At 62.3% G+C, this 17,690-nt stretch carries 17 protein-coding genes; 8 read left to right on the forward strand and 9 right to left on the reverse strand.

Translation table 11 applies throughout. The annotated features are described in order from the left end of the window. Nucleotides 1–80: 80 nt before the first annotated feature. Entirely contained in the window at nt 81–734 is a 654-nt protein-coding gene (locus tag NKH93_RS04645; RefSeq protein WP_352969344.1) for a TetR/AcrR family transcriptional regulator, read from the reverse strand. 118 nt (nt 735–852) lie between these two features. Here NKH93_RS04645 and NKH93_RS04650 point away from each other — a divergent pair, with 118 nt between their 5' ends. Continuing rightward, nucleotides 853–2,076, forward strand: a complete 1,224-nt coding sequence (locus tag NKH93_RS04650) for an MFS transporter (RefSeq protein WP_352969346.1) — start codon at nt 853–855, stop codon at nt 2,074–2,076. Between the two features lie 59 nt (nt 2,077–2,135). Here the strand turns inward: NKH93_RS04650 and ribB are convergent, their stop codons facing one another. Both ribB and aroC read right to left on the reverse strand, forming a co-directional pair. Further along, the gene (gene ribB, locus NKH93_RS04655) at nt 2,136–3,236 is read right to left on the reverse strand and encodes a 3,4-dihydroxy-2-butanone-4-phosphate synthase (RefSeq protein ID WP_352449900.1); all 1,101 of its coding nucleotides are present in this window, start codon (nt 3,234–3,236) and stop codon (nt 2,136–2,138) included. A 96-nt stretch (nt 3,237–3,332) separates the two neighbouring features. Beyond that, nucleotides 3,333–4,442, reverse strand: coding sequence for a chorismate synthase (aroC, locus tag NKH93_RS04660; protein WP_352969348.1), 1,110 nt, complete (start codon nt 4,440–4,442; stop codon nt 3,333–3,335). A gap of 275 nt (nt 4,443–4,717) precedes the next feature. Between aroC and NKH93_RS04665 the strand changes: the two genes are divergently transcribed. Beyond that, nucleotides 4,718–4,981 carry a DUF1344 domain-containing protein gene (locus tag NKH93_RS04665; RefSeq protein WP_023716902.1) on the forward strand — a complete coding sequence of 88 codons (264 nt, stop codon included), beginning with the start codon at nt 4,718–4,720 and terminating at the stop codon, nt 4,979–4,981. 63 nt (nt 4,982–5,044) lie between these two features. Here NKH93_RS04665 and NKH93_RS04670 read toward each other — a convergent pair whose 3' ends face one another. Both NKH93_RS04670 and fabI read right to left on the reverse strand, forming a co-directional pair. Beyond that, nucleotides 5,045–5,632, reverse strand: a complete 588-nt coding sequence (locus tag NKH93_RS04670) for a histidine phosphatase family protein (protein ID WP_352456876.1) — start codon at nt 5,630–5,632, stop codon at nt 5,045–5,047. Between the two features lie 31 nt (nt 5,633–5,663). Continuing rightward, entirely contained in the window at nt 5,664–6,485 is an 822-nt protein-coding gene (gene fabI / locus NKH93_RS04675) for an enoyl-ACP reductase FabI (protein ID WP_352449903.1), read from the reverse strand. A 572-nt stretch (nt 6,486–7,057) separates the two neighbouring features. Between fabI and NKH93_RS04680 the strand changes: the two genes are divergently transcribed. The 4 genes from NKH93_RS04680 (at nt 7,058) to NKH93_RS04695 (ending at nt 12,167) form a co-directional block, all read left to right on the forward strand. Beyond that, the gene (locus tag NKH93_RS04680) at nt 7,058–8,638 is read left to right on the forward strand and encodes a hypothetical protein (protein WP_352470667.1); all 1,581 of its coding nucleotides are present in this window, start codon (nt 7,058–7,060) and stop codon (nt 8,636–8,638) included. Between the two features lie 84 nt (nt 8,639–8,722). Beyond that, entirely contained in the window at nt 8,723–9,745 is a 1,023-nt protein-coding gene (locus NKH93_RS04685) for a phosphatase PAP2 family protein (protein ID WP_352449905.1), read from the forward strand. Nucleotides 9,746–9,754: 9 nt separating this feature from the next. Next, nucleotides 9,755–11,299 (forward strand): S8 family peptidase, encoded by a 1,545-nt coding sequence (locus NKH93_RS04690; RefSeq protein ID WP_352470668.1) that lies wholly within the window; start codon nt 9,755–9,757, stop codon nt 11,297–11,299. Nucleotides 11,300–11,465: 166 nt separating this feature from the next. Then, on the forward strand, nt 11,466–12,167 hold the full coding sequence (locus tag NKH93_RS04695; protein ID WP_352470669.1) for an adenylate/guanylate cyclase domain-containing protein: 702 nt from the start codon (nt 11,466–11,468) through the stop codon (nt 12,165–12,167). A 135-nt stretch (nt 12,168–12,302) separates the two neighbouring features. Here the strand turns inward: NKH93_RS04695 and NKH93_RS04700 are convergent, their stop codons facing one another. Both NKH93_RS04700 and NKH93_RS04705 read right to left on the reverse strand, forming a co-directional pair. Then, a complete protein-coding gene (locus NKH93_RS04700; protein WP_352540107.1) occupies nt 12,303–13,229 on the reverse strand; it encodes a DnaJ C-terminal domain-containing protein in 927 nt (308 codons plus the stop codon). A gap of 100 nt (nt 13,230–13,329) precedes the next feature. Then, entirely contained in the window at nt 13,330–13,791 is a 462-nt protein-coding gene (locus NKH93_RS04705; RefSeq protein ID WP_352470671.1) for an RT0821/Lpp0805 family surface protein, read from the reverse strand. A 39-nt stretch (nt 13,792–13,830) separates the two neighbouring features. Between NKH93_RS04705 and pdxH the strand changes: the two genes are divergently transcribed. Both pdxH and NKH93_RS04715 read left to right on the forward strand, forming a co-directional pair. Further along, nucleotides 13,831–14,448: a pyridoxamine 5'-phosphate oxidase gene (gene pdxH, locus NKH93_RS04710; protein WP_352470672.1), complete on the forward strand. Its 618-nt coding sequence runs from the start codon at nt 13,831–13,833 to the stop codon at nt 14,446–14,448. A 257-nt stretch (nt 14,449–14,705) separates the two neighbouring features. Then, on the forward strand, nt 14,706–14,990 hold the full coding sequence (locus tag NKH93_RS04715) for a hypothetical protein (protein WP_352470673.1): 285 nt from the start codon (nt 14,706–14,708) through the stop codon (nt 14,988–14,990). A gap of 72 nt (nt 14,991–15,062) precedes the next feature. Here the strand turns inward: NKH93_RS04715 and NKH93_RS04720 are convergent, their stop codons facing one another. Both NKH93_RS04720 and NKH93_RS04725 read right to left on the reverse strand, forming a co-directional pair. Further along, complete coding sequence (locus tag NKH93_RS04720) at nt 15,063–15,815, reverse strand: crotonase/enoyl-CoA hydratase family protein (protein WP_352969352.1); 753 nt, start codon at nt 15,813–15,815, stop codon at nt 15,063–15,065. Nucleotides 15,816–15,868: 53 nt separating this feature from the next. Next, complete coding sequence (locus NKH93_RS04725) at nt 15,869–17,632, reverse strand: acyl-CoA dehydrogenase family protein (RefSeq protein WP_352969354.1); 1,764 nt, start codon at nt 17,630–17,632, stop codon at nt 15,869–15,871. Nucleotides 17,633–17,690: the final 58 nt, after the last annotated feature.

The raw sequence follows: 17,690 nt of genomic DNA on the forward strand, positions 1-17,690 counted from the left end.
GGCGATGTTCAACAGGGTTTAGGCAACCGGCGTCGGCTGAGCCCACCGCGAGCCGCCTGGGATCGGCGAAAAGAATGACCTCAGGCCGGTGATCGGTCAATCTGGGGCTGCTTCGCTGACGATCGATCAGGCTTAGGCAGCTTGCCGGTGCGATTGAGCAGCCCTTCCAGAAGAACCTTGAACGCCTTCACTGCCTTCTTCGACGTCGCTTCGGGATGGTTCGAATTTGCGATCCACTGCGCCGCATGCAACGAGGCGCCGCTGACCAGCCTTGCCGCGGCTTCGGGATCGACGGCGAGAATTGTCCCCTCGTCGCTCAGTCTTTGCAGGCTCTCTGTCATCGAGCGGATGCATGTGCTCTGGCTTGGCCATTGCGATGGATCGCCGAGCACCGCCGGCCCGTCACGAAGCACGATACGCTGGATCTCCGGCTCCAGCGCCATCTCGATATAAGCGGTGCATTCGTCGACAAAGCCCTGCCAGAGATTGTCCGGCTTGGCCGAAACGACCTTCAGCCGGGCCGACATTTCGGCATCGATCTCGGCGATGACCGCCTGGAGAAGGCCCTTCTTGTCGCCGAAGTGATGATAGAGCGCACCGCGCGTCAGCCCGGCCGATGCCGTGAAGTCATCCATCGAGGCTTCGGCATAGCCGAGCGTGCCGAACGCCTGGCGCGCCGCTCCGATCAGCTTGGCGCGGGTTTCGGCAATCATCTCCTTGCGTGGTCTATGCATGCTCTGGCCCTATTAACATACGTCTCGTATGCCAATTGACATACGCCGCGTATGATCTATTTAAACTCATACGCCACGTATGTAATCGCCGAACCGGCCGTTGTCGAGGAACCAGACCATGCAAAATCCCTATTCCCAGATCTTTCGCGCGCCGGGCGCCAAGGGCTTTGCCGCCGCCGGCTTCGTTGCCCGGCTGCCGATGGCCATGGCTCCGATCGGGATCGTCGCGATGCTGTCGCAGACCGATGGCGAATACTGGCTGGCCGGTGCCGTCTCCGCGACATATGCGCTGGCCAACGCTTTCGTCGCCCCGCAGGTATCGCGACTCGTGGACCGGCTCGGCCAGACGCGGATTGTGGTGCCGACCACCATGATTTCCACGCTCGCTTTTGCGATCCTGATTGCAGCGGCCAATCAGCATTGGCCGATATGGACGCTATTCGTCTCGGCGCTGCTCGCCGCCGTCATGCCCAGCATACCGGCAATGGTGCGCGCACGCTGGACCGAGATTTTTCGCAACCGCCCCGAGTTGAACACGGCGTTCGCCTTCGAGTCGGCGGCGGACGAACTGGTGTACATCGCCGGCGCATCGCTGTCGGTCGGACTGAGCGTCGCGCTTTTCCCGGAAGCAGGAGTGCTCGCGAGCACATTGTTCCTCGCCTTCGGTTCGACGGCCTTCATCCTGCAGCGCTCGACCGAACCGCGAGCCCGACCGGTGGAACACGGTTCGGGCGGCTCGGCAATCCGCCTGCGGCCGGTCCAGATCATCACCTTGGCCCTGATCTTCATCGGCGCGACCTTCGCCACCACGGAGGTGAGCACCGTGGCGATCACCAAGGAGCTTGGCCAGCCGGGCGCCGCCAGCTTCGTCATCGGCGTCTACGCGCTCGGATCGTTCGTCGTCGGCATCATCATCGGCGCCCTGAACCTGAAAGTGCCGCTGCAGATTCAGCTTGCCATCGCAATCGCCATCATTGCGCTTACCACGCTGCCGCTGCTCGTCGCCGACACCGTGCCGCTGCTGGCACTGGCCGTCTTCGTCAGCGGCGTGGCAATCTCGCCGACCTTCATCACAGCATTCGGCCTGATCGAGCGGCGCGTGCCCGAGGCGGTGCTGACCGAAGGCGTGACCTGGGTGATGACCGGCATCGGCATCGGCATGGCGCTCGGCTCGTTCGCCGCCGGCTGGGTGGTGGACGCTTTCGGCGCGCAGAACGGGTTCTGGGTATCGGTGGCATCGGGCACAATCGCGCTGGTCATCGTGCTCGCCGGCCAGCGCAGCCTTGCCGCGCCGAACTGCGACATGGCTGCATGCGACGCAGCCGCGGTCGCTGCGGAATAGGTTCCGGTGCGTCCGGCTCCGAGGCGGGGCCAGACGCATACCAGCATCGTGAGAATGGCCTAAAGAATCTCGGTCTTGGCGATGTGGATGCCAAAACCTTCGAGGCCGACATAATGGCGCTCGCGCGAGGCGATCAGATTGATCGAGGAAATGCCGAGATCCTTGAGGATTTGCGCGCCGAGGCCGATCTCGCGCCATTCGTTCTCGCGCCGGCGCGCCTCTTCATGGTCCTCGCGGTCGCCGGCAGCCGGCCGCTTGCGCTCCTGATGGGCGACGCCGACCGAGCCTTCGCGCAAATAGACGATGACGCCGCGTTGGCGCTCGCCCATTGCCTTCATGATGGCGTCCAGCCTGTGACTGGTGCCGAAGACGTCGCTGACCACGTCCTCGGAATGAAGGCGCACCGGCACCTCGACGCCGTCGCGGATATCGCCGAAGACGACCGCCACGTGATGCATGGAGTCCCAGGGCAGCGTGTAGGTGAAGACCTGTGCCTTGCCGCCCGGCGTCTCGATGTCGGAACAGGCGACGCGCTCGACCAGCGTTTCCTTGCGTTGCCGGTAGCCGATAAGGTCGGCAACCGAGATCTGCTTCAACCCGTGCTTTTCGGCGAAGGCCTGCACCTGCGGGCCACGCATGACGGTGCCGTCATCGTTGACCAGCTCGGAAATGACGCCGACCGGCGGCAGGCCGGCGAGCTTGCAGAGGTCGACAGCGGCTTCGGTATGGCCCGAACGCATCAGCACGCCGCCTTCACGCGCGATCAGCGGAAAGATGTGGCCGGGGCGAACGAAATCGGAGGCGCCGACATTGCCGTTGGCGAGATTGCGCACCGTCAGCGTGCGGTCGTCGGCCGAAATACCGGTCGTGGTGCCGTGCTTGAAGTCGACGCTGACGGTAAAGGCGGTGGTGTGGGCGGAATCATTGTCAGCCACCATCGGCGACAGGTTGAGCCGCTTTGCTTCCTCGCGCGGCATCGGCGTGCAGACGATGCCTGACGTGTTGCGGACGATGAACGCCATCTTTTCCGGCGTGCAATGGACGGCGGCTACGATCAGGTCGCCCTCGTTCTCGCGGCCGTCATCGTCCATGACGACGACGATCTCGCCGCGCTCGAAGGCGCGCAGGGCTTCGACGATCTTCTTCTGGTCGTAAGGCATGGGTGCTCGCTTCGCTCGCGGGAACAGGGGAGTAAGGGAGTAGGGCAGTACGGGAGTAGGGAAAAGGAAAAAATGCTGTCGTGGGAGCTGCGTAACCTACTCCCCTACTCCCCTACCTGTCTGTCCCCGATGACGCAGATAATGATCGGCAATGGCGCAGGCAACCATCGCCTCGCCGATCGGTACGGCGCGGATGCCGACGCATGGATCGTGCCGGCCCTTGGTCATGATCTCGACGTCGTTACCGTCCTTGTCGATCGACTTTCGCGGCGTCAGGATCGACGAGGTCGGCTTGACGGCGAAACGCGCGACGATCGCCTGGCCGGTCGAGATGCCGCCGAGGATGCCGCCGGCATTGTTGGACAGGAAGACCGGCTTGCCGTCATTGCCCATGCGCATCTCATCGGCATTCTCCTCGCCGGTGATGCGGGCGGCCTCGAAACCGTTGCCGATCTCGACGCCCTTGACGGCGCTGATCGACATCAGGCCGGCGGCGATGTCCTGGTCGAGCTTGGCATAGATCGGCGCGCCAAGCCCCGCCGGAACGCCGTCGGCGACGATCTCGATGACCGCACCGACCGAGGAGCCCGCCTTGCGGATGCCGTCCAGATATTTCGTGAAGACGGCGACGGACGCCGGATCAGGCGTGAAGAACGGGTTTTCGGCGTCGCCGACGAAATTCCAGTTCCAATTGGCGCGATCGATCGATTTATCGCCCATCGACACCAGCGCGCCGCGCACCACCATGCCGGGCACGACCTTTCGGGCAAGCGCTCCGGCCGCCACCCGCGCCGCCGTCTCACGCGCCGAGGAGCGACCGCCGCCGCGGTAATCGCGCAGGCCGTATTTGACCTCGTAAGTGTAATCGGCATGGCCCGGCCGGAACTGGCGGGCGATGTCGCCATAGTCCTTGGAGCGCTGGTCGACGTTCTCGATCAGCATCGACACCGGCGTGCCGGTGGTGACCATCGTCTCACCGTCCTCATCGAGGATGAAGCCGGACAGGACCTTCACCTCGTCAGGTTCGCGACGCTGCGTTACAAAACGTGACTGGCCGGGGCGGCGCTTGTCGAGTTCGGCCTGGATCTCGTCGCGAGTGAAGCGGATGCCTGGCGGACAGCCGTCGACGACGCAGCCCAGCGCCGGCCCGTGGCTTTCGCCCCAGGTGGTGACGCGGAAAAGATGGCCGAACGTGTTGTGCGACATGGAACCAGCCCTGCCGGCGTCGGAGCCGGCTCAGCGCATGAGCCCGAAAATCGGAGCGATTTTCGGAAAGGATCATGCACAAAATCAAAAGTGCTACAGCGTCCCTTGCGCGTCCAGGAGGACGCGCGGCGCTGTCGCCTGCCTTTTATTGGCGTTTTCCACAGTGGTCAAACTGTGATCCCGCGGATTTAGTTTTGACACATTCGATTGGTTTCTGCTCAGTTCCGTTCCGTTGGACGGAGCCGCTGTACCGGCAATGATTAAAGAGGACGATGATGCGTATCCTGATTGGCGCTGTTGCCGCCACGCTGTTGATTTCCACCGCCGCCTTCGCCGGCCAGACCGAGGGCCTGATCAAGAAGGTCGACAAGGATGCGCTGACGCTGACGCTGGACGACGGCAAGTCCTACAAGCTGAACGCCGAAACCGACCTCGATGCGCTGAAGCCAGGCATGGACATCGTCCTCGCCTACGACGTGACCAATGGCGAGAACGTCGTCACCGACATGGAATTGCCGGACACCGGATCGACCGAGTAGGACGCGTCGATATTCAGCTGATGCCGGCCCGACCTGATCTCAACATACGCTAGGTCATCGGTCTCAGAGCCACTCCAGGCGCCGGCCGTCCAGTCTGAGCACGCGATCCTGCGGCACTTCCATGCTGACCGCATCTTGTTCGGACATCCCCAGTACCAAGCGGAACATTACGCGCATGATGCCACCATGGGTCACGCAGACCGTCTGGCGATCGAGCGCGTCGAACCACGGCTTCACCCGTTCGAGCAGCATCTGGTAGCTTTCGGCGCCCTCGCCGGGCGGCTGGAAATTCCATTTATCGAGGCGGCGGCGCCTGGTCGAACCGGGATTGTTCGCCTCGAGTTCGGCAAAGGTAAAACCCTGCCAGTCGCCAAAGCTCAATTCCACGAGCAGCGGCTCGGTACGATAGGCGTGCGGGTCGAGCTTCATCGCCGCGCGCAGGCGCTCCATCGTCTCGCGCGTGCGCCGCATCGGGCTGGCGACAAAGTCGAAATCTTCGGGCTTGTCGATGAGTTCGGCCAGTCTGCGCCCGTTGCGGCTAGCCTGCTCGCGGCCGAGCTCGTTGAGGTCGGTATCGGCCTGCCCCTGCAGCCGGGCCTCGGCGTTCCACGCCGTCTGGCCGTGGCGCACGATATAGACGAGCGGGTACATCAGGTCTTCCGGAAGAGGGCAGGCGGTGGCGTCAGTCCTTGACCGTCGAAATATCCGGCGCGTCGACCGCCTTCATGCCGACGACATGATAGCCGGAATCGACATGATGGATCTCGCCGGTGACGCCACGCGAAAGGTCGGACAGGAAATAGACGCCGGAATCGCCGACCTCCTCCTGCGTGACCGTCTGCTTCAACGGCGAATTGTATTCGTTCCATTTCAGGATATAGCGGAAATCGCCGATGCCGGATGCGGCAAGCGTCTTGATCGGGCCGGCGGAGATCGCGTTGACACGGATCTTCTTGGCGCCGAGATCGACGGCCAGATAGCGCACGCTGGCTTCGAGTGCCGCCTTGGCAACACCCATGACGTTATAGTGCGGCATCACCTTTTCCGCGCCGTAATAGGTCAGCGTGAGCAGCGAGCCGCCGTCGGTCATCAGCGCCTCGGCACGTTTGGCGATGGTGGTGAAGGAATAGACCGAAATATCCATGGTGCGCAGGAAATTGTCGCGCGTCGTCTCGACATAGCGGCCGGTCAGTTCGTCCTTGTCGGAAAAGGCGATTGCGTGGACGAGGAAATCGAGCTTGCCACCCCAGTGCTTGCTGACATTTTCGAACACCGCATCGAGGCTGGCCGGGTCGGTCACGTCGCAATGGCCGGCGACATGCGCGCCCAGTTCCGCCGCGAGCGGCTCGACGCGTTTCTTGAACGCCTCGCCCTGATAGGTCAGCGCGATCTCGGCGCCATGGTCGACACAGGCCTTGGCGATGCCGTAAGCGATCGAGCGATTGTTGGCGATGCCAAGGATAAGGCCGCGCTTGCCGGCCATAAGGCCCCGTCCACCCGCCATGTCAGCGCTCTCCGAAAGGTTCTCTGCTTTGTGGAGTGCCTATCGCACAGCCACAGTGCCCCTTCAAGCGTTCAAAGCGGACAGTTCGGGGGACAAAAGCGTTTGCTCAACAGCGCCGCGCGTCCTTTGGACGTGCAAAGGACGCTGTAGCGCTTTGACCTTGCAGTCATGGGCCGGTGGGAAAATCCGACACTGGGTGTCCGTGTGGCACGGCGGAAGAGGACCCTTTGGCGGAAGTTCGTTGGCCAGCGGCCGAAGTCACGCTCATGACCCCGAGCCGACAATGGGACCGCTTACATCGAACGACCGCTTGATGTCGCTACCGAGTCCTTCCGTCACAGCAGAATTCCCGTCTCGAATCCTTTGCCACGTGTAGGTTTGACCTCACGGAAGCCGAGAATTACAGATAGACTTATATTAGCAGATGCTATATTAGGGTGCGGGGACGCGAGGGGCCGCTAGTGTACTCGGATTGCCGTCCTTTCCTTAGATTGATTGGGCCATTCGCGATTGAGAGCGCGGATGGCGCGGACGTCACGCCGCATGGCAGACGGTCTAAGGCGCTCTTGGCCATGCTCGCCCTGGCACCCAACGGTACGCGGAGCCGAAAATGGCTGCAAAGCAAGCTCTGGAGCACTCGCGGCGAGGAGCAGGGTGCAGCAAGCTTGCGGCAGGAGCTGTCCGAGGTTCGGAAGTCGCTCCGCAGCGCCGGCATTGATCTAATCTCGACCGATCGTGATGTGGTTCGACTCGACGTCGCTTCGATCGGCATCGATTTGAACGATCCACCCGAAGGCTCTGCCACGCGTGATCTGCTTGAGGGCCTCGATATTCGCGATCCAGAGTTCGAGGATTGGCTTCGTGAGCAAAGAAGCCAATGGCCCCGGCCTCGCACAGTGCCAGCAAACGTCTCTCCTGTTGCCGCGGCAGATCAGTTGTCCGGACAGCGAAGCGCCTCACTTCTGAATTCGTCGCGGCTATGCTTGGGCCTGGTTCGCGATGCCAGGTGGACGGAGGGCTCCGCTAACAGGGCCGTCAGCGACCTTGTCCTGGATCTGGTGGTTCGATCGATCCTGAATTTCGAAGTGGTCGACGTCGTGGATTTTCAAGCGCAGGGACCGCTGACCCAAGCGCCTGACACAGCGCTACCAGACTGGCTGTTGCAAACCAGGGCAACGGTGGTGGGCGACAGAGTGGGCCTGACATTTGCATTAATTGCGCCCGGTGACAGCCGGCTCTTGTGGTCGCATACGGATTTTCTCGAGCCGGCCGACCTGACTGGCCCGGCGAGCCTGAAGCTGATGTCGTTGGTCAATCAGATCGTGTTTTCGATCCTCGAATTCGTTCTCGATCCTAAGTCCATCCGCGACGAGCCCCGACACCGGGCGTCTCGGCTTGCATTGACAGCGCTGCGACAGGTATTCCGCATGCGCGATACGGACCTGGATTCGGCGGAGCGCATGCTCGCCGAAGCATATGAGCTCGACCCGCGTAGCACGTATCTGGCGTGGCAGCTGTTTGTGTTTGTCACCCGCTTTGGCGAGAGACGGGTCGGCCGCTCGGGCACCTTTCACGATCAGGTTCGGGAATGCGCCAGTCGCGCCGTCGAAGTGGCCCCCTTCAATCCTATCACCCTGGCGTTGGCCGCTCATGCCCATTCGTTCGTCTTTCGTGAATACGCACAGGCACTGGAACTCGCCGATCGAGCGATAGCCGCTAACCCGCTACAAGCCATTTGCTGGGACATGCGCGCCTTGACGCTCGGCTATCTCGGCGAAGTGAAGCGTGGCTATGAGGATGCGATGCGCGCACGTGCACTGGGCGGGCCTCCCCTGTATCGTTACTGCATCGATACCACGTGCTGCATCTTGGCAACTCTGAACGGGCGCTTCGAGGAGGGGATACGTCACGGCGAGCGTGTCCTTGCGCAGCAACCCACATACCTACCCGCTTTGAGATACTCGGCTGCCTGCCACGGGCATTTGGGGCAGACTGTGGAGGCAGTTCGAACTATCGAACGCTTGCGCGCCTGGGAGCCGGATTTCTCGCTCGAGCTGCTTTCGGAGGAGAATTATCCAATTGCAGGCGTACTCGGAGTTTCGGTTATCAAGAGCGGGTTGTCGCGGATAACGCTGCCAAGGTACGCACCCTAGCGCTGCGCACCGCAGGCGTTACGTCGAGGCTCCGACCACCAGTTGGCGCGGATCAAATTTAGAAGCTTTAGTTGAGGGGTGGACATGATGTCGACAATTGATCTTAATAACAAGTTGTTTAGCGCCCGATTCTTAGTAAGTGGATCGGCCATAAGGCAATATCCGCTGATATTGGGTGACGCAAGTCCTGAAAAATCTCTTGAGGAATACATCAAAAATAGAGGCGGCGAAAAACTGCATCCTTTCGCGTCTATGATGACCAAGAGCAGCGTTCTGTCGATTCAAGAAGAGCAGATCGTGATAACGATTTCTGATGACCCTGTGGAGGGTGCCATGCGCCTTTCGCCAGCCTTCCTGGCGGGGCCGAGCGCAGGTCGAGGTCGAGGCAGGGGCAGAGGGCGCGGACGAGGACGGGGACGCGGCAGGGGGCAAACGGCTTTCGAAACTGGCGAGGAGGCTTTGCCGGCGTGGCACGACAAGCGTGCCTTGCACAGGATCGGACTAAGCGTCGCCAACAAATATCTCGGTGCGATCTGGGAGGACATTCTTATCGATCCCCCGCCCGGACCTTCAGAGAGCCTCAGGGAGACAGAAGCGCTTATCGATCTGCAGAAGAGGAGGGAAGGTGACCCGCTGCGGCGCGAGGAGATCGTCCGCCAGGCATCGTTCGGGATTTTGGACTACACGGCGCCGCTCGGAATAGACACTCTCGCGGGCTTCGAGGGGACATGCGCATTGATCGTTGCGATCCTCGAACTCACGGAGGAGATCGGGCTCAACTACAAAGATCGATTCAACCGGCCACGGCCCAACATCATTGAGCCGAGGCTGCGGCCGGCGCTTCCGGTTCCCTCGCACGCTTCCTACCCGTCCAACCATTCATTTCAGTCATTTGCAGTGGCGAACGTTCTGCAACGGATGCTGCCCGAGCACGCCGGCGTAACCGCGGTTTATGAGCGCGCCCGCCGGGTGGCCGAGAACAGGGAATGGGCCGGGCTGCACTACGCCAGCGACACCGATGCCGGCGAGGAACTGGCTGCGCGCATTTCTCCGTACTTGGTGGACGCGATGGATGAAACGATCCGACGCGCCCAGAGCGAATGGTAGGTGGGTGCCATGATGGACGACATCAAGAAGGGCGAAGGCCATCTTTGTTATGACTGGTATCACTACCTGTGGCACCTGATCGCAATCGGCGCCTTACGCGATCGTCCGCGCATCCCTGAAGCGCGGTTGCCGCACGAGGCCGCATACCTGCTGGAGGCCGACGCCTGGGATTTGTTGGGTACTGACAAGCCCGGTTACGGCGAGGTCATTGCCCAGATCGATACGGGAGTGAACTCAAGCCATCCCAATCTCGAGCCTCGTATCCTTTCTGCGGTCAGCTTCGCCGCTCACCCTTTCGGGTTGAGTTACGTCACACCCAGGCAGCAACCGCTCGTCTTGCGAGGGCCGGAAAAAAAGCAGAGCAAGAGCTTTGTGGGCGACGATACCTGGGCGTGGGCGGCAAGCCTGATCAAATCGAGGAACAATGCGCAGGAAGTCGAGGTTCAGAAATCGCTGCTTCGAGCACTGAAAGATGGGCGCGGCGTAATTCAGGAGACTGCTGAGACCTCGCGTATGCGCTACTCAGCGCACGGGACCGCCTGCGCTGGGCTGATGGTCGGCGCCCCTGCGGCCCCGCCCACGAAGTTGAGGCAATTTAGCAACGGTGAAGGCGCAATACCTTATTGGGGGGTCGCCCCAGGCGCTGAACTCCTGCCGATCGAGATTTCAGCACGGCCCGACGCAGCGCAGCTCATTCTGGCGTTCCTCTATGCCCGCGACCAGAAGGTTTCAGTCATACACTTTCCCCGGGAAGTACCCGATCCATGGCGAGCGCACCGTTCCTATCCTGGATATGGCGACAGCAGATATACTTCGGTCGAACAGGCAAAGCCAATTTGGGATTATTTCGAGACGCTTTTCGAGGCGATCAGCGAGGAAATCCCCATCATCTGCGCAGCCGGCAACGATGGCTACGACCATCTGATTTACCCGGCGAGCAAGGCCGGCGAAAGCAATGGCGTGGTTGCGGTGGCGGCCGCCACTTATCGGGCGAGACGTTCAGCATATTCCAACTACAGCGGCGATCCGACCGACAATTCCGTCACCATTTCCGCGCCGTCCGACGACCAGGAGGTGTGTACACGCTGCCAAATACGACTGGACCGTGAGTCGCTGCGTTCACGTGACCACAATTTCGAGATCTACGAGAAGCTCCCCCAGGTTGAATACGCGCCGCAGGGCGTGCTCACCACGGACATCCCGGGCCACCACGGCTATTCCGGCGGACAGCTGGAAGGGATCCAGCCACCGCGCGTCGAAAGCAGAGACCGCGCCGGGCTCTACACAGTATTTGGCGGAACATCTGCAGCCTCGGCCATCGTCGCGGGAGCAGCCGCTTTGTTGCAGTCGAAACATCGCTCCGCCGGTAGGCCGCTCAACGGCATAGAGGTTAAGGCGAAGATGACCCAGTCAGGCGCAAAGGAGGTTTCATGGCCTTGGCTTGAAGCTGACGTTCCGATTCTACCGGACAGCCCTAATTGCGAGAGAAGGGTGCCTTCGTTCGATCAGCAGTTTGGAGCGGGGCTGCTTGACCTCCGTAAGTTGCTGAGCTGAGGGTCCCGCCGAATTTTGACTAAAAGGTCGGCTGCAAGCCGCCAAAGCCGGGCCCGAATGGATTTCTGACGTAATTCTGACGTGCCCGCCACGGCGGGCTTACGATCCGCCTACGCCGTCCAGTCATATTCGAGCGACATTTGAACCGCTCGGGGGCCGGACTCCAATGCATCCGATCACTGCCTATACGAATCCACAGACTGACCGCGTGCTCCCGTCATTCGGCATGGGTGAAACGAAATTCCAGCGCGCCATCGCCACGATCATGTTTACCGACGTGGAGGACTCGACCGGCTTGGCGAGCGCGCTTGGCCTGATCGAAACCACGCGGTTCATGATCGAGCACTTCACGTTGACCCGCCAGGTCGTGGTGGCCAATGGGGGGATCGTTCAAAACTTTACAGGCGACGGCGTGCTAGCTCTCTGGCTGGGGAGCGAAATGACGTCCAGCGAAACGGCGCTAAAGGCGCTGGCCGCCGTCGCGGAACTGGTACCGGAAATCTCGCTCGGCAACGCTTGGAAGCGTTCAATGGGCTCCCTGTCGCGCCGCATCAGGATCGGCTTACACTCCGGCGAGGTGATGTTCGTCAACGATCGCCAGCGGGATTTCTCTTTTCTGGTCGGCTCGGAGGTAAATTTCGCCCGCCACGTCGAGCAGGCTGGCAAGAGGGAGAATGGCGCAGGCGTCGATGCGCTGGTGATGGTCAGCGGTGCGACCCTCCACCTTGCTGGCTTGGCGACTGCATCGATCGACCCCTACAAGCTTGTGCGGCTAACCCCCGCCGAACTGGCTCATCGCCAGTCGGTCGACTGGCGTCGACCGTGTTCGCGAAGCGGAACTATGGCGGGTGCAAATGTCGGCCTTTGAGGCGTTAGCTGACGTTGAACCTACTTCGGCCAAATAGCGGCTCCTGGCGCTGGTTGCTCGTTTCCTGTCAATAACCGACGCGGCATGAAACCACTCACGCCCGCTTACGACGTCAAGCGCCAGCCTTTTCGACCGTCAGCCCTTTCGCCTGCGCATCAGTGCCTCGAGCTCGGCGTCGCCGCCTTCCGGCAGCATCAGCCGCACGTGCGCGTAGAGGTCGCCGTGACCGCCGGCCTTTTCCGGCAGGCCCCTGCCCTTCAGCCGCAGAACCTTGTCCGAGCTCGACCAAGGGGGAACGTTGACCGCAATCCTGCCGGTCGGGGTTTCGACCGCCACCTTGGCGCCATGCACCGCATCGGCCAGTTCCACCGGCAGGTCGACATGCAGGTCGCGGCCCTCGACGCGGTAGCGCGGGTGCCGGCGGAAACGGATTTTAACCAGCGCATCGCCCGGCTGCCCCGGTCCTTGCTCACCCTGGCCTTTCAACCGGATGGTCTGGCCGTCCTCGACATAGGCCGGCAACTTGACCGCCATCTTGCGGCCGTCGGGGAACATCGCCGTCACTTTCTCGGCGGTTGCGGCCTCCTCGATGGTGACGTCCAGCGTCACGTTGAGGTCGGCTGCGGTCGGCATCCGGCGGCCGGCGCCCATGCCGGAACCGCGCTGCTGGCTGAAAGCATCGCCGAAGATCTGGCTGAAGATGTCGCTGTTGCCGTCGAACGGGTCACCACCGGGACGGCCCGTGCGGAATTCGAAATGCGCGCCGCCCGGCCCTTGCTGCCGGCGGAAACCGGCGAAAGGATCGGCGCCGCCGGCCGCACTCTCGAAACCCTGAAACCGCGGTTTGCCTTCGGCGTCGATCTCACCGCGATCGAAAGCCGCCCGGTTCTTCTCGTCGCCGACGATCTCGTAAGCCTGATTGGCGGCGGCAAAACGCTCCTTTGCCTTGGGATCCGGATTCTGGTCCGGATGATACTTCTTGGCGAGCTTCCGGTACGCCGATTTTATGTCCTTGGCCGATGCGTTCTTGGCAACGCCCAGCACCTCATAGGGGTCGCGCATGCTTACTGCCCTGGAGAAGGAGTGGTTCCATGATCGCCTCCTATATGCGCTTGCATAGGAAGAAATTCCAGTGGCTTACCGCTATATAGCCGGCGGAAAATCAGAGCGCCTTGAAGTCCTGCATTCGCCAGGCGCTGCCGCCGGCCAGGCATACTTCGCCTTTGAACAGCGCGACGCCGTCGAAGCTCTCGCGCGACGCGGTGAAGCGACGGCATGTCTCACCGTTAGCCCTGAATTCTGCGAGCTCGGTGATGGAGCCGCGCGAGCCGGTGTCGGCATTCGCCCAGGGAATGGCCTGCCCGGCCAGTTGCTCGACGTCGGCGGAGGACACGGCGTTGCGGATCGTAGCCTGGTCGGAAGCGCGGTCCTGATCGAGCGGCGTGACTGAGGCCGGCGTGCTCGAGGTCAGTATCGAGCGGTCCACCTCCGCCTGCTCCAGGCTGAAGCCGCCCCCGCCACAGGCGGCAAGCGGCAGGATGATTGTCACGATCATGGCTTTGGCGCTGGCCGAAGCGATAACGCTCCATTGCCCACTGTCAAAAGCTTGCGCGATACGCGACAATCGGCAATCTCCCCAGCCGGCGACAAATTTGGGAAAACTATGAGCGAAACCGGGTTAACAAGCGGTGACTTTACCGAGGCGGCGGAGCCGTTCCGGCTTTTTGCGGCGTGGCTCGACGACGCTACGAAGAGCGAGATCAACGACCCCAACAGCGTGGCGCTGGCGACGGTCGATGCCGAGGGCATGCCGAATGTCCGCATGGTGCTGCTCAAGGGGTTCGATGAGGGTGGCTTTGTCTTCTACACGAATTTCGAGAGCGCCAAGGGCCGCGAGATCCTTGGCAGCATGAAAGCAGCGATGTGCTTCCACTGGAAATCTCTGCGCCGGCAGGTGCGGGCGCGGGGGCCGGTGGAGATTGTCACCGACGCCGAAGCCGATGCCTATTATGCGACGCGTCCGCGCGGCAGCCGCATCGGCGCCTGGGCCTCCAAGCAGTCGCGGCCGCTGGAAAGCCGCTTCGCGCTGGAAAAGGCGGTTGCCGAATATACGGCGCGCCACGCGATCGGCGAGATCCCGCGGCCAAAACACTGGTCGGGCTTTCGCATCGTGCCGCAGAGCATCGAGTTCTGGCACGACCGTCCGTTCCGGCTGCACGACCGTGTCGTGTTTTCGCGCAACGCCGAGGGCGGCTGGGACAAAATGAGGCTTTATCCGTAGGGCACGACGGTGGAGCGCCGATCTCCCCCTTGTGGGCCCTTGTGGGGCAGATCGGCAGCTTCCGCACCGGCGCCCATTTTTTCAGCCCTTCTTCCTGGTCATGAAGGCGGCCAAGGCCGGGCCGCTTCTGCCGGATTTCCAATTCCCACGATCACGATCTCGTGTGCGTGAAACGTTCCAACTTGCCGGAACGAACCAGGAAAGGGCTCAACGCGCCGCTGGCGCAAATTCAGGAGGAAACAATGCATTCACTCAGGTTGGTCACGCTGGCCGGTCTTGCCTGCCTTTTCGCTTCGCAAGCCTTTGCGGAGGACGCGATGGGGACAATGACGGTGATGAAGGGTGGGGAGGTCATGGCGATCATGCCCGATGGGCATATGGGCACCATGATGCCCGACGCGAAGATGAGCGCCGAAATGATGAAAATGGCGAAACCGATCAAGCATTGCATGATGTTGATGACCGACGCCAAAGGCAAGACGTTCATGATCGACACGTCTTCGGCAAAGGCCCAGGCCGAATGTAAAAAAATGGCGATGTGACAAAGAGATCATGGCAAGAAAACCCGCCGGTTGCTGCCGGCGGGTCCACGATGCGAGACAAGGCCAGAAGGTCTAGGCCTTCTTCCTGGTCATGAAGGCCGTCAAGGCTGCGCGGGCCTCGTCGGATTTGAGCCGCTCGCGGAAATGCTGGCTTTCCTGGCCGATGCGCTCGACAAGGGCGTCGCGCGAGCCGCGCATCAGGTCGCGCGCGATCTTCAGCGCTTGCGGCGGTTTGGCAGCGATCTGGCCCGCCGCCGCCAATACCGATGCTTCGAGTGCCTCTTCCTCGACCACCTCATAGATCAGCCCGGCGGCCTTCGCGCGCTCGGCCGAAAAGCCCTCGCCGAGGCCAAGCAGCGCGAAGGCGCCTTGGCGGCCGAGGATCTGCGGCGCGAGCAGGCTCGATCCTGCCTCCGGCACAAGGCCGAGATCGACGAAGGGCGTTCGGAATAGTGTGCGCCGCGTGGCGAACGTCAGGTCGCAATGCAGGTTGAGCGTGGTGCCGATACCGACGGCAATGCCGTCGACGCCGGAAACCATCGGCTTTTCCACCTTGGCCAGCGCCATCAGGAAATCCCGGACCTCGGAACCGCCTTCGCCGCCCGAGGCGACGACCATGAAATCGGCAAGGTCGTTGCCGGACGAGAAGGCACCGGGGACGCCGAGAAAGACATGGACGCGGATCGCCGGATCGGCGTCGCCGCCGGCAAGAGCCGCCGACATCGTCGCGTACATGGCGCGGGTCAGGGCGTTCTTCTTGTCCGGACGGTTCATGCGGATGATCTGGATGGCGCCCTGGCGCTCGACGAGGATATGCTCTGTCACGGATTGGTCCTTTGTGAATTTCGGGCCTTTGTGAATTTCGGCGCGTGCGAACGTCAGGCTGAAATCAGCGCCTTGCCGGCAACGGCAAGGCTGTCGGCGCCGCCGACGACGCGCTCCTTCAGCGCGCCCACTTCGCCAAGCAGGTTCTCGGCGAAGAACCGGCAAAGCGCGATACGGTTTTGGTCGGCAAGCCCGCCGCGCGCCAGATAGGCCCCGCCCGCGGCAAGCGAGATCAGCGTGAGATAGGGTGTGGCGCCGGCCAGCGCCTCGTCCGAACGGCCTTCGGCCTGCAGGTCTTGCAGCAAACGGGTTGCCTGGGAGAGCTCGTCGAGCGCCTGGTCGAGGCGATCGGCGGTCCGGCCGAAGCCTTCAAGGTTCGACGCTCGCACCGCATCGGCGACGGCCTTGAGTTCGGCGATGTAGCCATGCACATGCCGGCCGCCGCCGAGCGGCAGCTTGCGTGTCACCAGATCGATCGCCTGGATGCCATTGGTGCCTTCGTAAATGGGCGCGATGCGCGCGTCGCGATAAAGTGCTGCGGCCCCTGTCTCCTCGATGAACCCCATGCCGCCATGCACCTGCAGCCCAAGCGAGGCGACCTCGACGCCGACGTCGGTCGAAAAGGCCTTGGCCAGCGGCGTCAACAGATTGGCGCGTTCCTGCCAGTGCTTTGCATCTTCGCTCTGCGACGCAAGATCGATGGCGTGGGCGCAGGAATAGCAGATGGCACGGGCAATCTGGGTCAGCGCCTTCATGGTCAGGAGACTGCGCTGGATGTCGGGGTGATGCACGATCGGCGCCATGCCGGCACCGCGATAGCTCGCCGCCTTGCCTTGGCGGCGATCGTTTGCATAGGCGAGCGCCTTCTGCGTCGCCGCCTCGGCGACCGCGACACCCTGAATGCCGACGGCAAGGCGCGCATTATTCATCATGGTGAACATGCAGGCGAGGCCCTTGTTCTCCCCGCCGACCAGCCAGCCGATCGCGCCGGGCGCGGTGCCTTCGAAGCCATCGCCATAAATCATCGTGCAGGTCGGCGAAGCGTGGATGCCCAGTTTGTGCTCCAGCCCGGAGCAGAAGACGTCGTTGCGCCTGCCCAGCGCGCCATCGTCTCCGACCAGGAATTTCGGCACCAGGAACAACGACAGGCCGCGCGTGCCGGCCGGCGCGTCCGGCAGCCGCGCCAGCACCATATGGATGATGTTGTCGGTGAAATCGTGCTCGCCATAGGTGATGAATATCTTTTGCCCGAAGATGCGGTAGGTGCCGTCGCCGGCCGGTTCGGCGCGGGTTCGCAAGGCATTCAGGTCCGAGCCTGCCTGCGGCTCGGTCAGGTTCATGGTGCCCATCCATTCGCCGGAGACCAGCTTTTCCAGATATTTGGCCTTGAGTGCCTGCGAGCCATGCTTGTCGAGTGCTTCGACCGCGGCCATGGTCAGCGTCGGGGCGATGCCGAACGCCATCGAGGCGGAGTTCCACATTTCGAGCGCGGCGACGCCGAGCATGGCCGGCAGCGCCTGGCCGCCATACGCTTCAGGCGCGGACAGCGCATTCCAGCCGCCGCCGATCCAGCGGCGATAAAGTTCCTTCCAGCCGGGCGGGGTGGTGACGGCAGCGCCGTCGAGCACCGCGCCTTGCTGGTCGCCGATCTTGTAGAGCGGCGCCACCTCCTCACTGGCGAAGCGGCCGGCCTCGGCCAGAATGGCGTCGACGAGGTCCTCGCCGAGTTCGCCAAAGATGCCGGTATCGAGCGCCGGCTTCAAGCCGGCGACATGCTTCAGGGTGAAGGCGATCTCCTCGACCGGTGCCCGATACATGGCGCTCGCTCCTCCTCTGTCCGGCTCTCCTCAGTCCGGCAGGTCAACTCAAGATCCG

The organism is Mesorhizobium sp. M0954 (assembly GCF_040319155.1).
Classification (GTDB): domain Bacteria; phylum Pseudomonadota; class Alphaproteobacteria; order Rhizobiales; family Rhizobiaceae; genus Mesorhizobium.